A 14,526-nucleotide genomic window follows, 5' to 3' on the forward strand; every position below is an offset into this window, starting at 1 on the left:
CCTCCTGGCGGGGGAGGACTAGTTTTAGGACGGACTTTGATGACCATACGCGACACCTTCCTGGGCGAAGCCGCCAAGCGCATCCTGATCACCGATGGGGCGTTCGGCACCGAAATCCAGAACTGGAAGCTTTCGGAGGCCGATTATGCCGGCACTTTGGGGCTGTCCCACGACCAGAAGGGCAACAATGACATCCTGGCGCTGACCAAGCCCGAGGTGCCGGAGGCGATCCATCGCGCCTATTTCGAGGCGGGAGCGGATATCGCGGAGACGAACACCTTCTCGGCGAACCGGATCAGCCAGGCCGATTATGGCGCCGAGCATCTGGTGCGCGAGATCAACGTCGAGAGCGCGAAGCTCGCCCGTCGCATCGCCGACGAATTCCAGGCGAAGGATGGCCGCCCGCGCTTCGTTGCCGGCGCGATTGGGCCGACCAACAAGACGCTGTCGCTGAGCCCCGACGTCAACGATCCCGGCTATCGCGAGATCGACTTCGATTACCTGAAGGAGGTGTATCGCGAGCAGATCGATGCGCTGGTCGAGGGCGGCGCGGACTTCATCCTGATCGAGACGGTGTTCGACACGTTGAACGCCAAGGCGGGGATCATGGCGACGCTGGACGCGGCCGAGGCGCTGGGGCGCGACCTGCCGCTGATGCTGTCGATGACGCTGACCGATTTGTCGGGGCGCAACCTGTCGGGCCATACGGTCGAGGCGTTCTGGCATGCGGTGCGGCATGCCAAGCCCGTGACGATCGGGCTGAACTGTTCGTTCGGCGCGGAGCAGCTGCGACCGCACGTGAAGACGCTGAGCGAGACGTGCGACACGTTGATCATGGTCTATCCCAATGCGGGCTTGCCCAACGAGCTGGGCGCGTATGACGAGGCGCCGTCGACGACCGCGGGGCTGGTCGGCGAATGGGCGAGCGCGGGGCAGGTCAACGTGCTGGGCGGCTGCTGTGGATCGACGCCGGCGCATATCAAGGCGATCGCGGACATGGCGCGCGGCGTTGCGCCGCGCACGATCCCGACGCCGCCGGTGCGGACGCGGCTGGCGGGCCTGGAGCCGTTTACGATGGCAGCGTGATCCCAATCCTCCCCGCCTGCGGGGAGGGGGACCATGCGCAGTATGGTGGAGGGGGTTCTCCACACACGATATCGCTGGTGGAGAGCCCCCTCCACCCCTCGGCTTCGCCGAGCGGTCCCCCTCCCCGCGAGCGGGGAGGATTGGAAGAAAAGACGATGACCAATTCCTCTGCCCAGTTCGTCAATATCGGCGAGCGCACCAACGTCACCGGATCGGCGGCGTTCAAGAAGATGATTATGGCGGGCGACTATACGCGCGCGGTCGAGGTTGCGCGCCAGCAGGTCGAAAATGGCGCGCAGGTGGTCGACGTCAACATGGACGAAGGCCTGCTCGACGCCGAGCATGCCATGACGACCTTCCTGAAGCTGATCGCCGCCGAACCCGATATCGCGCGCGTGCCGATCATGATCGACAGCTCCAAATGGAGCGTGATCGAGGCGGGGCTGAAGTGCGTCAGCGGCAAGCCGATCGTCAATTCGATCAGCATGAAGGAGGGCGAGGCGTCGTTCCTTCACTATGCCAAGCGCTGCATGGCCTATGGCGCCGCGGTGGTCGTGATGGCGTTCGACGAGGTGGGCCAGGCGGACACCAAAGACCGCAAGGTTGAGATCTGCGCGCGCGCCTATGACCTGTTGATGGGCATCGGTTTCCCGCCCGAAGACATCATCTTCGATCCCAACATCTTCGCGGTGGCGACTGGGATCGAGGAGCATAACAATTACGGCGTCGACTTCATCGAGGCGTGCAAGGCAATCAAGGCGCGCTGCCCGCACGTCCATATCTCGGGCGGGCTCTCCAACCTGTCGTTCAGCTTCCGCGGTAACGAGCCGGTGCGCCGCGCGATGCATTCGGTGTTCCTGTACCACGCGATCCCCGCGGGCATGGACATGGGCATCGTCAACGCCGGGCAGCTCGACGTGTACGACACGATCGATCCCGAACTGCGCACCGCGTGCGAGGACGTCATCCTCAACCGCGATCCCGAGGCGGGCGACCGGCTGGTCGCGCTGGCCGAGCGATTCCGCGGCACCGATGCGGTGGCGGAGAAGGCGGCGGCGGAATGGCGCAGCCTGCCGGTCGTCAAGCGGCTGGAATATGCGCTGGTGAAGGGCATCGACGCGCATGTCGTCGACGATACCGAGGAATGCCGCCAGGCGTTCGCGCGCCCCATCGAGGTGATCGAAGGCCCGCTGATGGACGGGATGAACGTCGTCGGCGACCTGTTCGGATCGGGCAAGATGTTCCTGCCGCAGGTGGTGAAGTCCGCGCGCGTGATGAAGAAGGCGGTGGCGCACCTGCTGCCCTTCATCGAGGCGGCGAAGGAGCCCGGCGCCAAGGGCAAGGGCAAGATCGTGCTCGCGACCGTGAAGGGCGACGTCCACGATATCGGCAAGAACATCGTCGGCGTCGTGCTCCAGTGCAACGGCTTCGAGGTGGTCGACCTGGGCGTGATGGTGCCGTGGTCGAAGATCCTCGAGGCGGCGAACGAGAATGACGCCGATATGATCGGCCTCAGCGGCCTCATCACGCCGTCGCTCGACGAAATGGTGACGGTGGCCGAAGAGATGAAGCGCGCCGGCATGTCGATGCCGCTGCTGATCGGCGGCGCGACGACGTCGAAGGTGCATACCGCGCTGCGCATCTCGCCGGCCTATGACGGGCCGATCGTCCATGTGCTCGACGCCAGCCGCGCGGTCGGCGTCGCGACGACGCTGGTCAGCGATACGCAGCGCGATGCCTATGTCGCCGGCGTTGCCGAGGATTATGAGAAGGTGCGGATCGCGCGCGCCAACAAGGGGCAGAACGACCTGCTGCCGCTGTCCGAGGCGCGGGCGCGGGGGCTCAGCGTCGACATGGCGTTGAAGGCGCCGGCGGCGGCGCAGCCGGGCGTGCATGTGTTCGACGACTGGGACCTCGCCGACCTGCGGGCGTATATCGACTGGACGCCGTTCTTCCGCGCGTGGGAGCTTGCCGGCAACTTCCCGGCGATCCTGACCGACGAGGTGGTCGGCGAGAGCGCGAGCAGCCTGTATGCCGATGCGCAGGCGATGCTCGACCGGATCGTCGCGGAGAAGTGGCTGACCGCGCGCGGCGTCGCGGGGCTGTGGGCGTGCCATCGTCATGACGACGACGTGTGGGTCTATACGCAGCATCGCGAGGCGCATCGCAGCCCCGATGGCGCGGCCATTCCCGAAGGCTTCCAGATCCCGAACCTCGACCGCACGCAGGAAGCAAGCGTGCGGCTGCCGTTCCTGCGCCAGCAGATCGCCAAGCGTGAGGGCCGCGCCAACATGTGCCTCGCCGATTTCATCGATCCGGCGGGCGACTGGATGGGCGGCTTTGCGGTCGGCATCCACGGCATCGAGCCGCATCTGGCGCGGTTCAAGGCGGACAACGACGATTACAACGACATCCTGCTCAAAGCGCTGGCGGATCGTCTGGCCGAGGCGTTCGCGGAGCGGCTGCACGCGCATGTCCGCACCGACTTGTGGGGCTATGCGCCGGGCGAGCAGCTGACCAACGAGGCGCTGGTCCGCGAACAGTATCGCGGCATCCGGCCGGCACCGGGCTATCCGGCGTGCCCCGAACATTCGCTGAAGGTGACGCTGTTCGAGATGCTCGACGCGCAGGGCAATGCCGGGCTGGAGCTGACCGACAGCTTCGCGATGCTGCCGACCGCGGCGGTGAGCGGCTTCTACTTCGGCCATGCGCAGGCGGAATATTTCGGCGTGGCGCGGATCGGCGAGGATCAGGTGGCGGATTACGCCACGCGGCGCGGCGTGTCGGTGGAGCAGGCGACGCGCTGGCTGCGGCCGAATTTGGATTGAGGCGAGGTCGGCGGCGAGTGCGGTATGTTAATTCCTCCCCCGCCAGGGGGAGGTGGCATGCCGTAGGCATGACGGAGGGGGAGGCAAGGGCGCGCCCGATTATCGGAGACGTGCCTGTCCGCCCCCTCCGTCACCGCCTTCGGCGGCGCCACCGCATCGGGTCGATCATGCCCCCGGCATGATCTTGAACGGCCGGGGGCCGTTCATCCCGATGCGCCCTGGCGGGGGAGGAATTGCGGTTGCCTATGGCTACCGGATTGTTAACCACTTCCCGATAGGCAGCGGCGAGGAAGGGCGTGCCGCAGGGCGTGCCCGTATACGCCAAGGGACGTTGCCATATGTGCCTCCAGCTTCCACCCGTGCCGGGCAGTGTCGCGCTGCCGGGCTTCGCCTCGGTCGCCGCGGAGCGCGATGCGTGGCGGGTGCGGACGCGCCAGCGCCAGCAGGCGCTGAGCCCGGTGCTGACCGCGGTGCCGCGCATCCGCGGGCCGGTGTCGGCGGAGACGTTCCTCGACCTGTTCTACGCGCCGGGCATTCCGGTGGTGATCGAAGGGCTGGCGGCGAAATGGCCGGCGGTGCGCCAGTGGACGACCAAGAAGCTGGCGCGCAAGGTGGGGTCGGCGGAGATCACCTATCAGGGTGGCCGCAACAGCGCCCCCGATTTCGAGATCGCCAAGACGCGCCATACGCGGACCATGCCGTTCGACGCCTATATCGACATGGTGACGAGCGCCGACACCGGCAACGACGCCTATATCACCGCCTATAACAACGTCGCCAATACGGTGGCGCTACAGCCGCTGATGGGCGATTTCGGGCCGGTGCCGTTCCTGGACGAACGGATCGGCAGCATCTGGATCGGGCCGAAGGGCACGTTCACGCCGCTGCATCACGACCTCAACAACAATCTGCTGGTGCAGCTGATGGGCACCAAGCGCCTGTTCCTGCTGCCGCCCGACGAGACGTCGAAGCTCGCCAACAATGACTTCGTGTTCAGCGACGTCCACGACATCATGAGCGACGACAAGGTGGCGCAATATCCCGAGGTGCTCTCGGCGCGCTGCTATCATGTCGATATCCACCCCGGCGATGCGCTGTTCATGCCGGTGGGCTGGTGGCACCAGGTCGAGGCGCTGTCGTTCAGCGCCATGCTGACCTATCACAATTTCATCTGGCCCAACGACGCGTTCCGGGATTTCCCGCCGAACCGGTGAGGGACGCCAACAATTCTTCCGTCACCCCGGACGTGATCCGGGGTCCCGCTTTCGTTTGCCCGAGCAGAAGCGGGATCCCGGCTCAGGGCCGGGATGACGGGGGCGCTAGAATCCGCGTTTTGCGAGGCCGGGATTACGGCGGAGTTGCGGGGCGACGACGGGGATGGTCAGCATCGTGCTGGCGACCGCCATCAGCAGCAGCGCGGTGAAGGTTTCGCTGGTGATGATCTTCTTGTCCAACAGGATGTTGACGAAGATGATCATGATCAGCGCCTTGGTCTGGAGCAGCCAGCCGATCGCGCTGGCATCGCCCTTCGGCCATTTGAGGATGCGGCCCGCCAGGTGAATGCCGGCGAGCTTGCCGCCCACCGACGCGGCGAGCAGCAGCGCGGCGACCGCGAACACCGATGCGCCGCCCATGCCCCATTGCGTCTTGAGGCCGGTCGACAGGAAATAGACGGGCATCACCGCGAGCAGGATCGTGCCGCGGAACCGGTCCATTCGCGCCTCGCCGAACCAATGCGCGTCGAGCACCGCGCCGGCCAGAAACGCGCCGACCATGAAGTGCAGGCCGGCCCAGTCGGCGGCGAAGGCGCAAAGGGCGAGCCAGATCAGACCGACGTACCAGCGATCGTTTTCCGGCAGCGCTCGCAGCAGCTTGCGGACCGCCCAGGTCGCGACGGCGAAGCCGATCAGGAAGCCCGCCTGCCGCCCGACGCGCTCCCAGTCGAGCAGGATCAGCGCGAGCACGCCCCAGATCGCGATATCGTCGAGGCTGGCGTAGCGCAGCACGCGCTGGCCCAGTGGCGCGCGCAGGATGGCGAGCTTTTCCATCAGCAGCACGAGGATGGGGAGCGCGGTGACGGCGCAGGCCATGCCGATGCCGAGCACCACCTGCCAGTTCGCACCGCTCGGCCCGCGCCAGCCGGGATAGCGCAGGATGACGAGCGCGGCGAGGCTGCCCGCGATTAGCGGCACGCCCAAGGCGAGGCCGGCGGTGACGCCCGTTTCGCGCCGCCGCCGCCACGCCTCGCCGACGTCGAGCTCCAGGCCCGCCACCCAGACGAACAGCATCACCGACCACCAGGCGATGCCGTTCAGCGCCCCCATCGTCGCGGGCGCGAAGACGAAGGCGTAATAATCGGGGAAGATCGCGCCGAGGATGCCTGGCCCGAGCAGGATGCCGCCGATGATCTGCACGACGACCAGCGGCGCCCAATAATCGGTCCGCCCCAGCCGCCACACGGCATAGGGCAGGGTGAAGATGATCAGGATGGCGAGGAGGAACACCTCGGTCGCCGACATCGCGTGCATGATTGGACAATATCCCCGGTGCGGCGTGTCCCCCCGACGCGCTGCGGCATGTTTGTTGCCCCCTCCCATCCGCGTCCGCAATGCTTTTTCTGACCCGCGCTGGGACACGTTCTGTGTCCGCTAACCCCATGAAAGAACGGGGCGATCCATTAACCGCGATTGGCGCTGGCGCGGCGCGCGGGCGGGCGGCAGGATTGCGGCCATGACCCGTACCCTGATCGCGCTCGCCCTCGTCGCCAGCCCCGCCTTTGCCCAGCAGCAGGCGCCGTTCACCGTCGTCGAGACGGGGCAGGGTTTCACCGATCTGCAGGAGGCGGTGTCGTCGATCCGCATGGGGACGGGAACGATCCGCATCGCGCCCGGCGTATACCGGCAATGCGCGGTGCAGCAGGGCGGGCGCATCACCTTCCGCGCCGCGCAGCCGGGCACCGCGATCTTCGAAAAGACCGCGTGCGAGGACAAGGCCGGGCTGGTGCTGCGCGGACAGGGATCGACGGTCGATGGCCTCGTGTTCCGCGGCTATCGCGTGCCGGACGGCAATGGCGCAGGGATCCGCACCGAAATGGGCGACCTGACGGTTACCAACTCCATGTTCCTCGACAGCCAGGAAGGCATCTTGGGCGGCGAGCCGACCGGGCAGCGCATCCGGATCGACCATGCGACCTTTTCCGGCCTCGGCCAGTGCGACGAGACGCCCGATTGCGCGCACAGCATCTACCTCGCCAATCGCGGGCAGGTGACGATCACCAATTCGCGGTTCGAGCGCGGGCGCGGCGGGCATTACGTCAAGCTGCGCGTGCCCAATGTGACGATCAGCGACAACAGCTTCGACGACACGGCGGGGCAGAAGACCAATTACATGATCGACCTGCCGGAGGGCGCGCGGGGGCTGATCACGCGCAACACCTTCGTGCAGGGCCGCGCCAAGGAGAATCACAGCGGCCTGATCGTCGTCGCGGCGGAGGCCAAGACCTATCCGTCCGCCGGGCTGCGCATCGAGGGCAATGACGCGCGGCTGGCACCGGGGGCGCCGACCAACCCGGCGTTCGTCGCGGACCTGAGCCACGAGCGACTGGCGGTGGGGGCGAACCGGCTGGGGCCGGGGATTCGGATGTTCGAGACGCGGTGAGGGAGGAAGCCCCTCCCGTTCGCCCTGAGCCTGTCGAAGGGCGGGTATCCCCGCGCACCGTCGCCCGTGTGGAAAGGTGCCCTTCGACAGGCCCAGGCCGAACGGCGGGTGGGCGCTATTGCAGCTGCTTGGGGTCCACCACGACGTAGCGGATGCGCGTGCGGTTCCAGGTGTAGGTGATGTGGACCAGGCCGTCGCGGGTCTGGATGACCGCGGGATAGGCGTAGCCATCGGGCATCGGCTTCGATTCCAGCGTCAGCGCCTTGTGCCAGTCGACGCCATCGGCGGACAGGCCGATGTTGAGCGGCCAGCGCGGGCCGTCGCCCGGCGTGTCGGGGCGGTGCGCGGCGTGGTTGTAGATGATGAGCTGGCGCCCATCCTGCAGCGTCACCGCATCGGTGCCGGCATTGGGATTGGGCAGGTCGATTGCGGCGAGCGGCGACCAGCTCTTGCCGTCGTCTTTCGACCAGCTCATCGCCAGCGCGCCCTGCCGGGTGCGGGCGATCAGTTCGAGGCGGCCGTCGCGGAAGCTCAGCACGCTCGGCTGGATCGCCTCGATATTCATCGGCGAGGGGATTTCCGCCTCCGCCTGCCACGTCTTGCCGCGATCGGTGGAGCGTTCCATCTTGAGGAACCAGCGGTTCTTTTCGGGCGTGCCGACTTCGCGGCTGGATGGCGCGAGCCAGCTGCCGTCGCGCGTCACGAACATCTTGTTCTTGATCGGGCCCAGGATGCCATCGGGCAGGCGCGTCGGCTGGCTCCAGTGGCGGCCGCCGTCGGTGGAGGTGATGACCATGCCCCACCAGTCGCGGGGGTTGGGGCCGACCTTCTAGAACAGATGGAGCGGATGGCCCGCGGGCTGGAACAGCACCGGGTTCCACGTGGGGTAGAGCTTGCCATCCGCGCCGCGGCCATCGGCGACCGCGACGGGTTTGTCCCAGCCCTTGGCGCTGTGGCGGGCGAACCAGATCTTCACGTCCGGCCGGCTTTCGCCGCTGCCGCCGAACCAGGCGGCGGCGAGCTGGCCGTCGGGGAGCTCGACGATCGTCGAGGCGTGCGCCTGTGGGTAGGGCGGGGCGGGGTCGATGAACTGCGATTGCAGGATGGGGGACTGCGCCAGTGCAGGCGTAGCGGCGGCTGTGATGACGAGCGCCAGCCATCCAACCCACTTCGTCACCCCGGACTTGGTCCGGGGTCCACTCTGCGGTGAGGGGGATGGCTGGAGGCTCGGACGCTGCCCCCGCGGCTGGGTGGACCCCGGACCGAGTCCGGGGTGACGAGGGGTGTGGGGCGAGGGGAATGGCTGGAGGCTCGGACGCTGCCCCCGCGGCTGGGTGGACCCCGGAACAAGTCCGGGGTGACGGAGGATTTCGGGCGAGTGGAGGGGCAAACGCGGGGTCGTCATCGTGCGCAGGTATCGCCGGTGCCGGGGTCGAGGTCCAGGCAGCGGCCGTCGAGGCCCTTTACCGGCAGATGGATCGTCGCCGCGAGCGTGGGCGCGATGTCGACCGTTTCCACCGACAGCGGCTGTTCGAAGCCGGCGATGCCCTTGCGCCAGAACAGGATCGGCACGCGGCGGTCGTAATCCCAGGGAGACCCATGCGTTTCGATATAGCCTTCCTTCGGCTCCTCGATCGTCGTCACGCGCGGTTTGAGCAGGACGAGCAGGTCGCCCGACACGTCCGGGTTGAACGAGGCGCGCGCGCGTTCCAGCAGCGTCCAGTTTTCAGGCGGCGTGGTGGCGAAGGGCGTGGCGGCGATCTGTGCGCGGGTGAAGGCGCCGGCGACCTGCGGCATGGCGGCGAAGCGCTTCTGCGCCTCTGCCAGCACGCGCGGGCGCAGCGCGGCGGGCAGGTCCTTGCCGAGATAGACGTCGCCCTCCGCGCCGACCAGCGCAGGGACGGTGAGGCCGAACTCGCGCATCAGCGCGGCATTCACCACCTTGATCGAGGCGTCGCCGGAGACATGCTCCTCCATCGGCATCGCATGCTGCTGCTGGCGTTCGGTCATGTCGTGCGCGCCGTGATCGGCGGTCAGCACGACCTCGTAATCGATGCCCCAGCTGTCGAGCGTGTTGAGGAAACTGCCCAAGGTGTGATCGAGCTGGTCCATCTGGATGCACATTTCGGTGCCCTGCGTGCCGAGCGCATGGCCGATATAGTCGGTCGCCGACGCGCCGATATCGATGATGTCGGTCTGCGGCCCCTTGCCGAGGCCCATGTCCTGGATCAGCCCCGCGGCGATCGCGAACACTGCGGCATCGCTGGCGGGCGAGACGCGGAAGCCTTTGAGGTCACCCGCCGCGCGCGCGAAGCGGCCCTGGCCGTAGACCTTGCCCGCCACCGTGATCGGCCGGTCGAGTGCCTCGCAATAAGAGGGCAGCGGCAGCGGTTCCTGGGGCTTGGCGACCAGCGCCGCCACAGCGTCGCGGCCGCGCTGGACGGCGCGGGGCACGGGCCGTCCAGCGTAGCTGGAATAGGTCTTGCCGTCCCACCACCAGAGTTCGTCGACCTTGTGGCCGCCCATCATCACCGCGGCGCGATCCTTGCCCGCGACCGAGACGACGCGAGTGCGCGGATCGGCGGCCTTCATCATCTCGCCCAGCGTCGGCACCTTCAGATGCTTGTCGCTAACGACATAATGTTCGTGGTCGGTGCCGGGGACGGTTTCGTCCTCGGTGCAATAGACGATCTTGTCGGCGCGGGCGATGTTTTGCTCGACCCAGTTGTTGGCGACGATGCCGGTGTGCGCCGGGCGCATGCCGGTGAGGATCGTCGAATGGCCGGGGCACGTCTCGGTCGCGGCATGGCTCTGATAGCCCGACGGGAAGACGACGCCGGTCAGCAGGCGCGCAAAGCCTTCGGTGAAGTGGTTGCGATATTGCTGGAACAGGTCGGCGGAGAATTGATCGACCGAGATGGCGACGATCAGCTTTGGCGGCGTCTTTAGCGCGGTGCTGGTCGCGCCGGGAGCCGGGGTGGATGTCGGGATGCGGGGCGCGGGGCTCGGTTCGGGGCGAAAGCCCGGCGCGGGCGCGGTTTGGGCGATCGCCGGCGCGGCGGCGGTGGCGAACAGGGCGGCGGCGATCAGCGCTTTCATCGAGGGTACTCGTGTTACGAAACCGCCGCCGCTATGACGGGCGGCGATGGATCGGGCAAGAATGGGCAAGCCGCGAACGGCGGTGGTGGCGATGCGCGCACTGTGTTGCGCGCTGATGACGATTCTGGCGAGCCTGTGGGCGGTGCCGGCGACGGCGGACCTCGCCCCCGCGGGCGGTGCGCCGCACCTGGCCATGCAGCTGGTGCCGGAGAGCGACAGCCCGCGGGCTGGGCAGGCGCTGACGATCGCGATCGCGACGCAGCCTGAAAAGGGCTGGCACGGCTATTGGCGCAATCCGGGCGATGCGGGGTTCGCGCCCGCGCTGCAATGGACGCTGCCCAAGGGCGTGACCGCCGCGCTCGACCTGCAATGGCCGGTGCCCTCGACGCTCGTCGTCGCGGGGCTGATGAATTACGTGTACGAGGCGCCCTATGCGCCGCTCGCGACGCTGCGAGTGCCGGCGGGGCTGGCCAAGGGCACCAAGCTGCCGGTGCGGCTGGCGATCAACTATCTCGTCTGCACCGACACGATCTGCGTGCCCGAGGCGCAGGCGCTGAGCCTGGACCTCACGATCGGGGATGGCGCACCGTCGCATGGCGCCGACTTCGACCGCTGGCGTGCGGCGATCCCCAAGCCGCTGGATGCCGCCGCGACCTATCAGGTGAAGGACGGCAAGCTGGTGATGGCGGTGCCGCTGCCCGCCGCGGCCAAAGTCTCTGACGTCGCCTTCTTCCCCTATGGCCCTGACATGGTGAAATATGCCGCGCCGCAGAGCGTGACGCGCGACGGCGATCGGTTGCTGCTGACCACCGAGGGCGCGCCGAAGGGCGACATTGCGGGCGTGCTGCGCATCGGCCGTGATCTGGGGCTGAGCGTAACCGCCAAGCCCGGCGTGGTGGCGTCGCCCGACGATCGTAGTGGCTGGATGGCGGCGCTGCTCGCCTTTGCCGGCGCGGTGCTGGGCGGGCTGATCCTGAACGTGATGCCGTGCGTCTTCCCGATTCTGAGCCTGAAGGCGCTGCATCTGGCGCGCGGCGGATCGGACGAGCGTGCGGCGCGGATCGATGCCTTGGGCTATATGCTGGGCACGGTGCTGATGTGCGTCGGACTGGGGGCGCTGATCCTGGCGCTGCGCGCGGGTGGATCGGCGGTCGGCTGGGCGTTCCAGTTGCAGGACCCGCGCATCGTCGTGCTGCTGATCGCGCTGACCTTTGCGATCACGCTGAACCTCGCCGGGCGGTTCGAGGTGCCCGTGCCCGCCTTCGCGAGCCATGGCGGGGCGGCGGGATCGATCGCGACCGGCGCGCTCGCTGCCTTCGTCGCGACGCCGTGCAGCGGCCCGTTCATGGGCGCGGCACTGGGCGCGGCCTTGGTGCTGCCGTGGCCGGCGGCGCTGGCGGTGTTCGCGGGGCTGGGGCTGGGGCTGGCGCTGCCGTTCCTTGCCATCGGTTTCGTGCCGGCGCTGCGGCGGCGGTTGCCCAAGCCGGGGCTGTGGATGGAGCGGTTCCGCCGTGTGCTCGCCGTGCCGATGGCGCTGACGGTGCTCGCGCTGCTGTGGCTGGCGTGGCGGCAGGCGGGGACGATGGGGTTGGCGCTGGGCCTCGCAACGCTGGTCGCGACCGGCGTGATCCTGAGCCTGGGCGGTACGCGGCAGCGGCGCGGCGATGGCTTCGGCTGGGCGCTGGCGCTGGCGGCGCTGGTGGTGCCGGCGGGGCTGGCCGCGGCGCTGACCGGCGGCGCGACCAAGCCCGCGCATACCGGTGGCGATGCGTTTAGTGAGGAACGGCTGGCGAGCCTGCGCAAGCAGGGGCGGCCGGTCTTCGCCTATTTCACCGCGGACTGGTGCCTGTCGTGCAAGGTCAACGAAGCCTCGTCGATCGACACGAACGCGACGCGCGCGGCGTTCGAGCGCAACAATGTCGCGGTGCTTGTGGGCGACTGGACGGATGGCGATCCGGCACTGGGGCGGTTCATCCAGGCGCACAACCGCGCGGGCGTGCCGCTGTATCTATATTATGCGCCGGGAGCGGCCGAGCCGCGCGTGTTACCGCAGGTGCTGACGCCGGGGATGCTGGCGGAGCTGAAATAACCCCTAAGTCCTCCCCCGCCAGGGGGAGGTGGCGCCGCGCAGCGGTGACGGAGGGGGAGGTAAGCGATCCCCTTGCAAACGACGTGCGCCGCCGTCCTCCCCCTCCGTCAGCTTCGCTGCCACCTCCCCCTGGCGGGGGAGGACTTGGGGGGGGGGCGCCTGGGTGGAACTGGTTGAATATTCCCCTCTTGTGCGGCGCAGCGATTCCTCGCAGCATGGAACCGAAGCTGGCAGGGGGGCTTTATCGTTCCGATGGGGAAACGACCGGCGTTCGACGAGATCATGGGGCAGCACGGCGATACGCCGCCGCGGCCCGAACTGGCAGCCTTGGGCACGTGGCTCGCCGATACCCCGGATGACGATCTGCGCCGTCGGCAACAGGCCGCCGAAAATACCTTTCGCCAATTGGGCATCACCTTTGCGGTTTATGGCGACACCGATACGCGCGAACGGATCATCCCGTTCGATATCGTGCCGCGCGTCTTCCTCCACGACGAATGGGCGCGCCTGTCCGAGGGGCTGGTGCAGCGCGTCGAGGCGATCAACGCCTTCCTCGACGACATCTATGGTGAGCGCCGCATCCTGAAAGAGGGCGTGCTGCCCGCCGACCTGATCCTCGGCAATCCGCAGTTCCGGCCTGAGATCGCCGGCATGCGCCCGCCGCACGGCATCTGGGCGCATATCTGCGGCATCGACCTGGTGCGCACCGGGCCCGACCAGTTCTTCGTGCTGGAGGACAATGCGCGCACGCCATCGGGGGTGAGCTACATGCTCGAAAACCGCGAGGCGATGGTGCGGCTGTGCCCCGAGCTGTTCCGCGAATATCGCGTCGAGCCGGTCGACAGCTATCCCGATCGCCTGCTCCAGACGATGAAGTCGGTCGCGCCGCCGGGGCGCGGCAGCCAGCCGGTCTGCGTCGTGCTGACGCCGGGTCATTACAATTCGGCCTATTACGAACACAGCTTCCTCGCCGATTCGATGGGCATCGAACTCGTCGAGGCGGCCGATCTGGTCGTCGACGACGATCGCGTGTGGATGCGCACGATCGCGGGCCGCGTGCAGGTCGACGTGATCTATCGCCGGATCGACGACGACTTCCTCGATCCTTTGGTCTTCCGCCCCGATTCGATGCTGGGCGTGCCGGGGCTGATCGCGGCCTATGCCGCGGGCAATGTCGCGATCATCAACGCGCCGGGCAACGGCATCGCCGACGACAAGGCGATCTACAGTTACATGCCCGAGATCGTCCGCTTCTATTCGGGCGGCGAGGCGAAGCTGCCCAATGTCGAGACGTGGCGCTGCCGCGAGCCCGAGGCCTTGTCCTATGTGCTCGATCATTTGGACGAGGTGGTGGTGAAGCTGGTCGACGGGTCGGGCGGCTATGGCATGCTGGTCGGCCCGACGGCGAGCAAGGCCGAGATCGAGGCGTTCCGCACCGCGCTGGTCGCCGAGCCGCACCGCTATATCGCGCAGCCGACGCTGGCGCTGTCGACCGTGCCGACGCTGACCGATGCGGGCGTCGCGCCGCGGCATGTCGATTTCCGCCCCTTCGTATTGACCGGATCGTGCGGGGTGCAGGTGGTGCCGGGTGGCCTGACGCGTGTGGCGCTGAAGGAGGGGTCGCTGGTCGTCAATTCGAGCCAGGGCGGGGGGACGAAGGACAGCTTCGTGTTGATGGCGGAGGAAGCGCCGCGGCAGGGACAGACGCAAACGATGGGTGGGATGACACAGAGCCAGGGGGGCGTGGCGTGAGCGTGTCGCACCATT

At 67.7% G+C, this 14,526-nt stretch carries 8 protein-coding genes and 1 pseudogene; 6 read left to right on the top strand and 3 right to left on the bottom strand.

The annotated features are described in order from the left end of the window. The first annotated feature begins 39 nt into the window (after positions 1-39). From A7E77_RS10215 to A7E77_RS10225, 3 genes are all read left to right on the top strand, one after another. Positions 40-1,086, top strand: coding sequence for a homocysteine S-methyltransferase family protein (locus A7E77_RS10215; protein ID WP_063687704.1), 1,047 nt, complete (start codon positions 40-42; stop codon positions 1,084-1,086). 140 nt (positions 1,087-1,226) lie between these two features. Beyond that, complete coding sequence (gene metH, locus A7E77_RS10220) at positions 1,227-3,914, top strand: methionine synthase (RefSeq protein WP_264176991.1); 2,688 nt, start codon at positions 1,227-1,229, stop codon at positions 3,912-3,914. A 338-nt stretch (positions 3,915-4,252) separates the two neighbouring features. Then, entirely contained in the window at positions 4,253-5,128 is an 876-nt protein-coding gene (locus tag A7E77_RS10225; protein WP_221204569.1) for a cupin-like domain-containing protein, read from the top strand. Between the two features lie 105 nt (positions 5,129-5,233). Here the strand turns inward: A7E77_RS10225 and A7E77_RS10230 are convergent, their stop codons facing one another. Next, the gene (locus A7E77_RS10230; protein ID WP_017977669.1) at positions 5,234-6,442 is read right to left on the bottom strand and encodes a cation:proton antiporter; all 1,209 of its coding nucleotides are present in this window, start codon (positions 6,440-6,442) and stop codon (positions 5,234-5,236) included. A gap of 202 nt (positions 6,443-6,644) precedes the next feature. On the opposite strand from A7E77_RS10230, the gene A7E77_RS10235 reads away from it, so the two are divergent. Next, on the top strand, positions 6,645-7,571 hold the full coding sequence (locus A7E77_RS10235; protein WP_063687761.1) for a right-handed parallel beta-helix repeat-containing protein: 927 nt from the start codon (positions 6,645-6,647) through the stop codon (positions 7,569-7,571). A gap of 115 nt (positions 7,572-7,686) precedes the next feature. Here the strand turns inward: A7E77_RS10235 and A7E77_RS10240 are convergent. Together A7E77_RS10240 and A7E77_RS10245 are read right to left on the bottom strand one after the other, a co-directional pair. Continuing rightward, a pseudogene (locus A7E77_RS10240) lies at positions 7,687-8,976 on the bottom strand (exo-alpha-sialidase). Further along, positions 8,973-10,670 (bottom strand): alkaline phosphatase family protein, encoded by a 1,698-nt coding sequence (locus tag A7E77_RS10245; RefSeq protein WP_063687763.1) that lies wholly within the window; start codon positions 10,668-10,670, stop codon positions 8,973-8,975. The pseudogene A7E77_RS10240 and the gene A7E77_RS10245 overlap by 4 nt, the downstream one beginning before the upstream one ends. Before the next feature lie 61 nt (positions 10,671-10,731). On the opposite strand from A7E77_RS10245, the gene A7E77_RS10250 reads away from it, so the two are divergent. Further along, positions 10,732-12,759 carry a protein-disulfide reductase DsbD family protein gene (locus A7E77_RS10250; RefSeq protein WP_063687765.1) on the top strand — a complete coding sequence of 676 codons (2,028 nt, stop codon included), beginning with the start codon at positions 10,732-10,734 and terminating at the stop codon, positions 12,757-12,759. Between the two features lie 252 nt (positions 12,760-13,011). Then, complete coding sequence (locus tag A7E77_RS10255; RefSeq protein ID WP_063687767.1) at positions 13,012-14,511, top strand: circularly permuted type 2 ATP-grasp protein; 1,500 nt, start codon at positions 13,012-13,014, stop codon at positions 14,509-14,511. The last annotated feature ends 15 nt before the right edge of the window (positions 14,512-14,526 follow it).

Origin of the sequence: Sphingomonas sp. NIC1 (assembly GCF_001638925.1) — a bacterium.
Classification (GTDB): Bacteria; Pseudomonadota; Alphaproteobacteria; order Sphingomonadales; family Sphingomonadaceae; genus Sphingomonas; species Sphingomonas aquatilis.

Coding starts and splice junctions, on each gene's coding strand:
- A7E77_RS10235 (WP_063687761.1), top strand. CDS start 6,645: ATGACCCGTACCCTGATCGCGCTCGCCCTCGTCGCCAGCCCCGCCTTT.
- A7E77_RS10215 (WP_063687704.1), top strand. CDS start 40: ATGACCATACGCGACACCTTCCTGGGCGAAGCCGCCAAGCGCATCCTG.
- A7E77_RS10230 (WP_017977669.1), bottom strand. CDS start 6,442: ATGCACGCGATGTCGGCGACCGAGGTGTTCCTCCTCGCCATCCTGATC.
- A7E77_RS10255 (WP_063687767.1), top strand. CDS start 13,012: ATGGGGAAACGACCGGCGTTCGACGAGATCATGGGGCAGCACGGCGAT.
- A7E77_RS10245 (WP_063687763.1), bottom strand. CDS start 10,670: ATGAAAGCGCTGATCGCCGCCGCCCTGTTCGCCACCGCCGCCGCGCCG.
- A7E77_RS10250 (WP_063687765.1), top strand. CDS start 10,732: ATGGGCAAGCCGCGAACGGCGGTGGTGGCGATGCGCGCACTGTGTTGC.
- A7E77_RS10225 (WP_221204569.1), top strand. CDS start 4,253: ATGTGCCTCCAGCTTCCACCCGTGCCGGGCAGTGTCGCGCTGCCGGGC.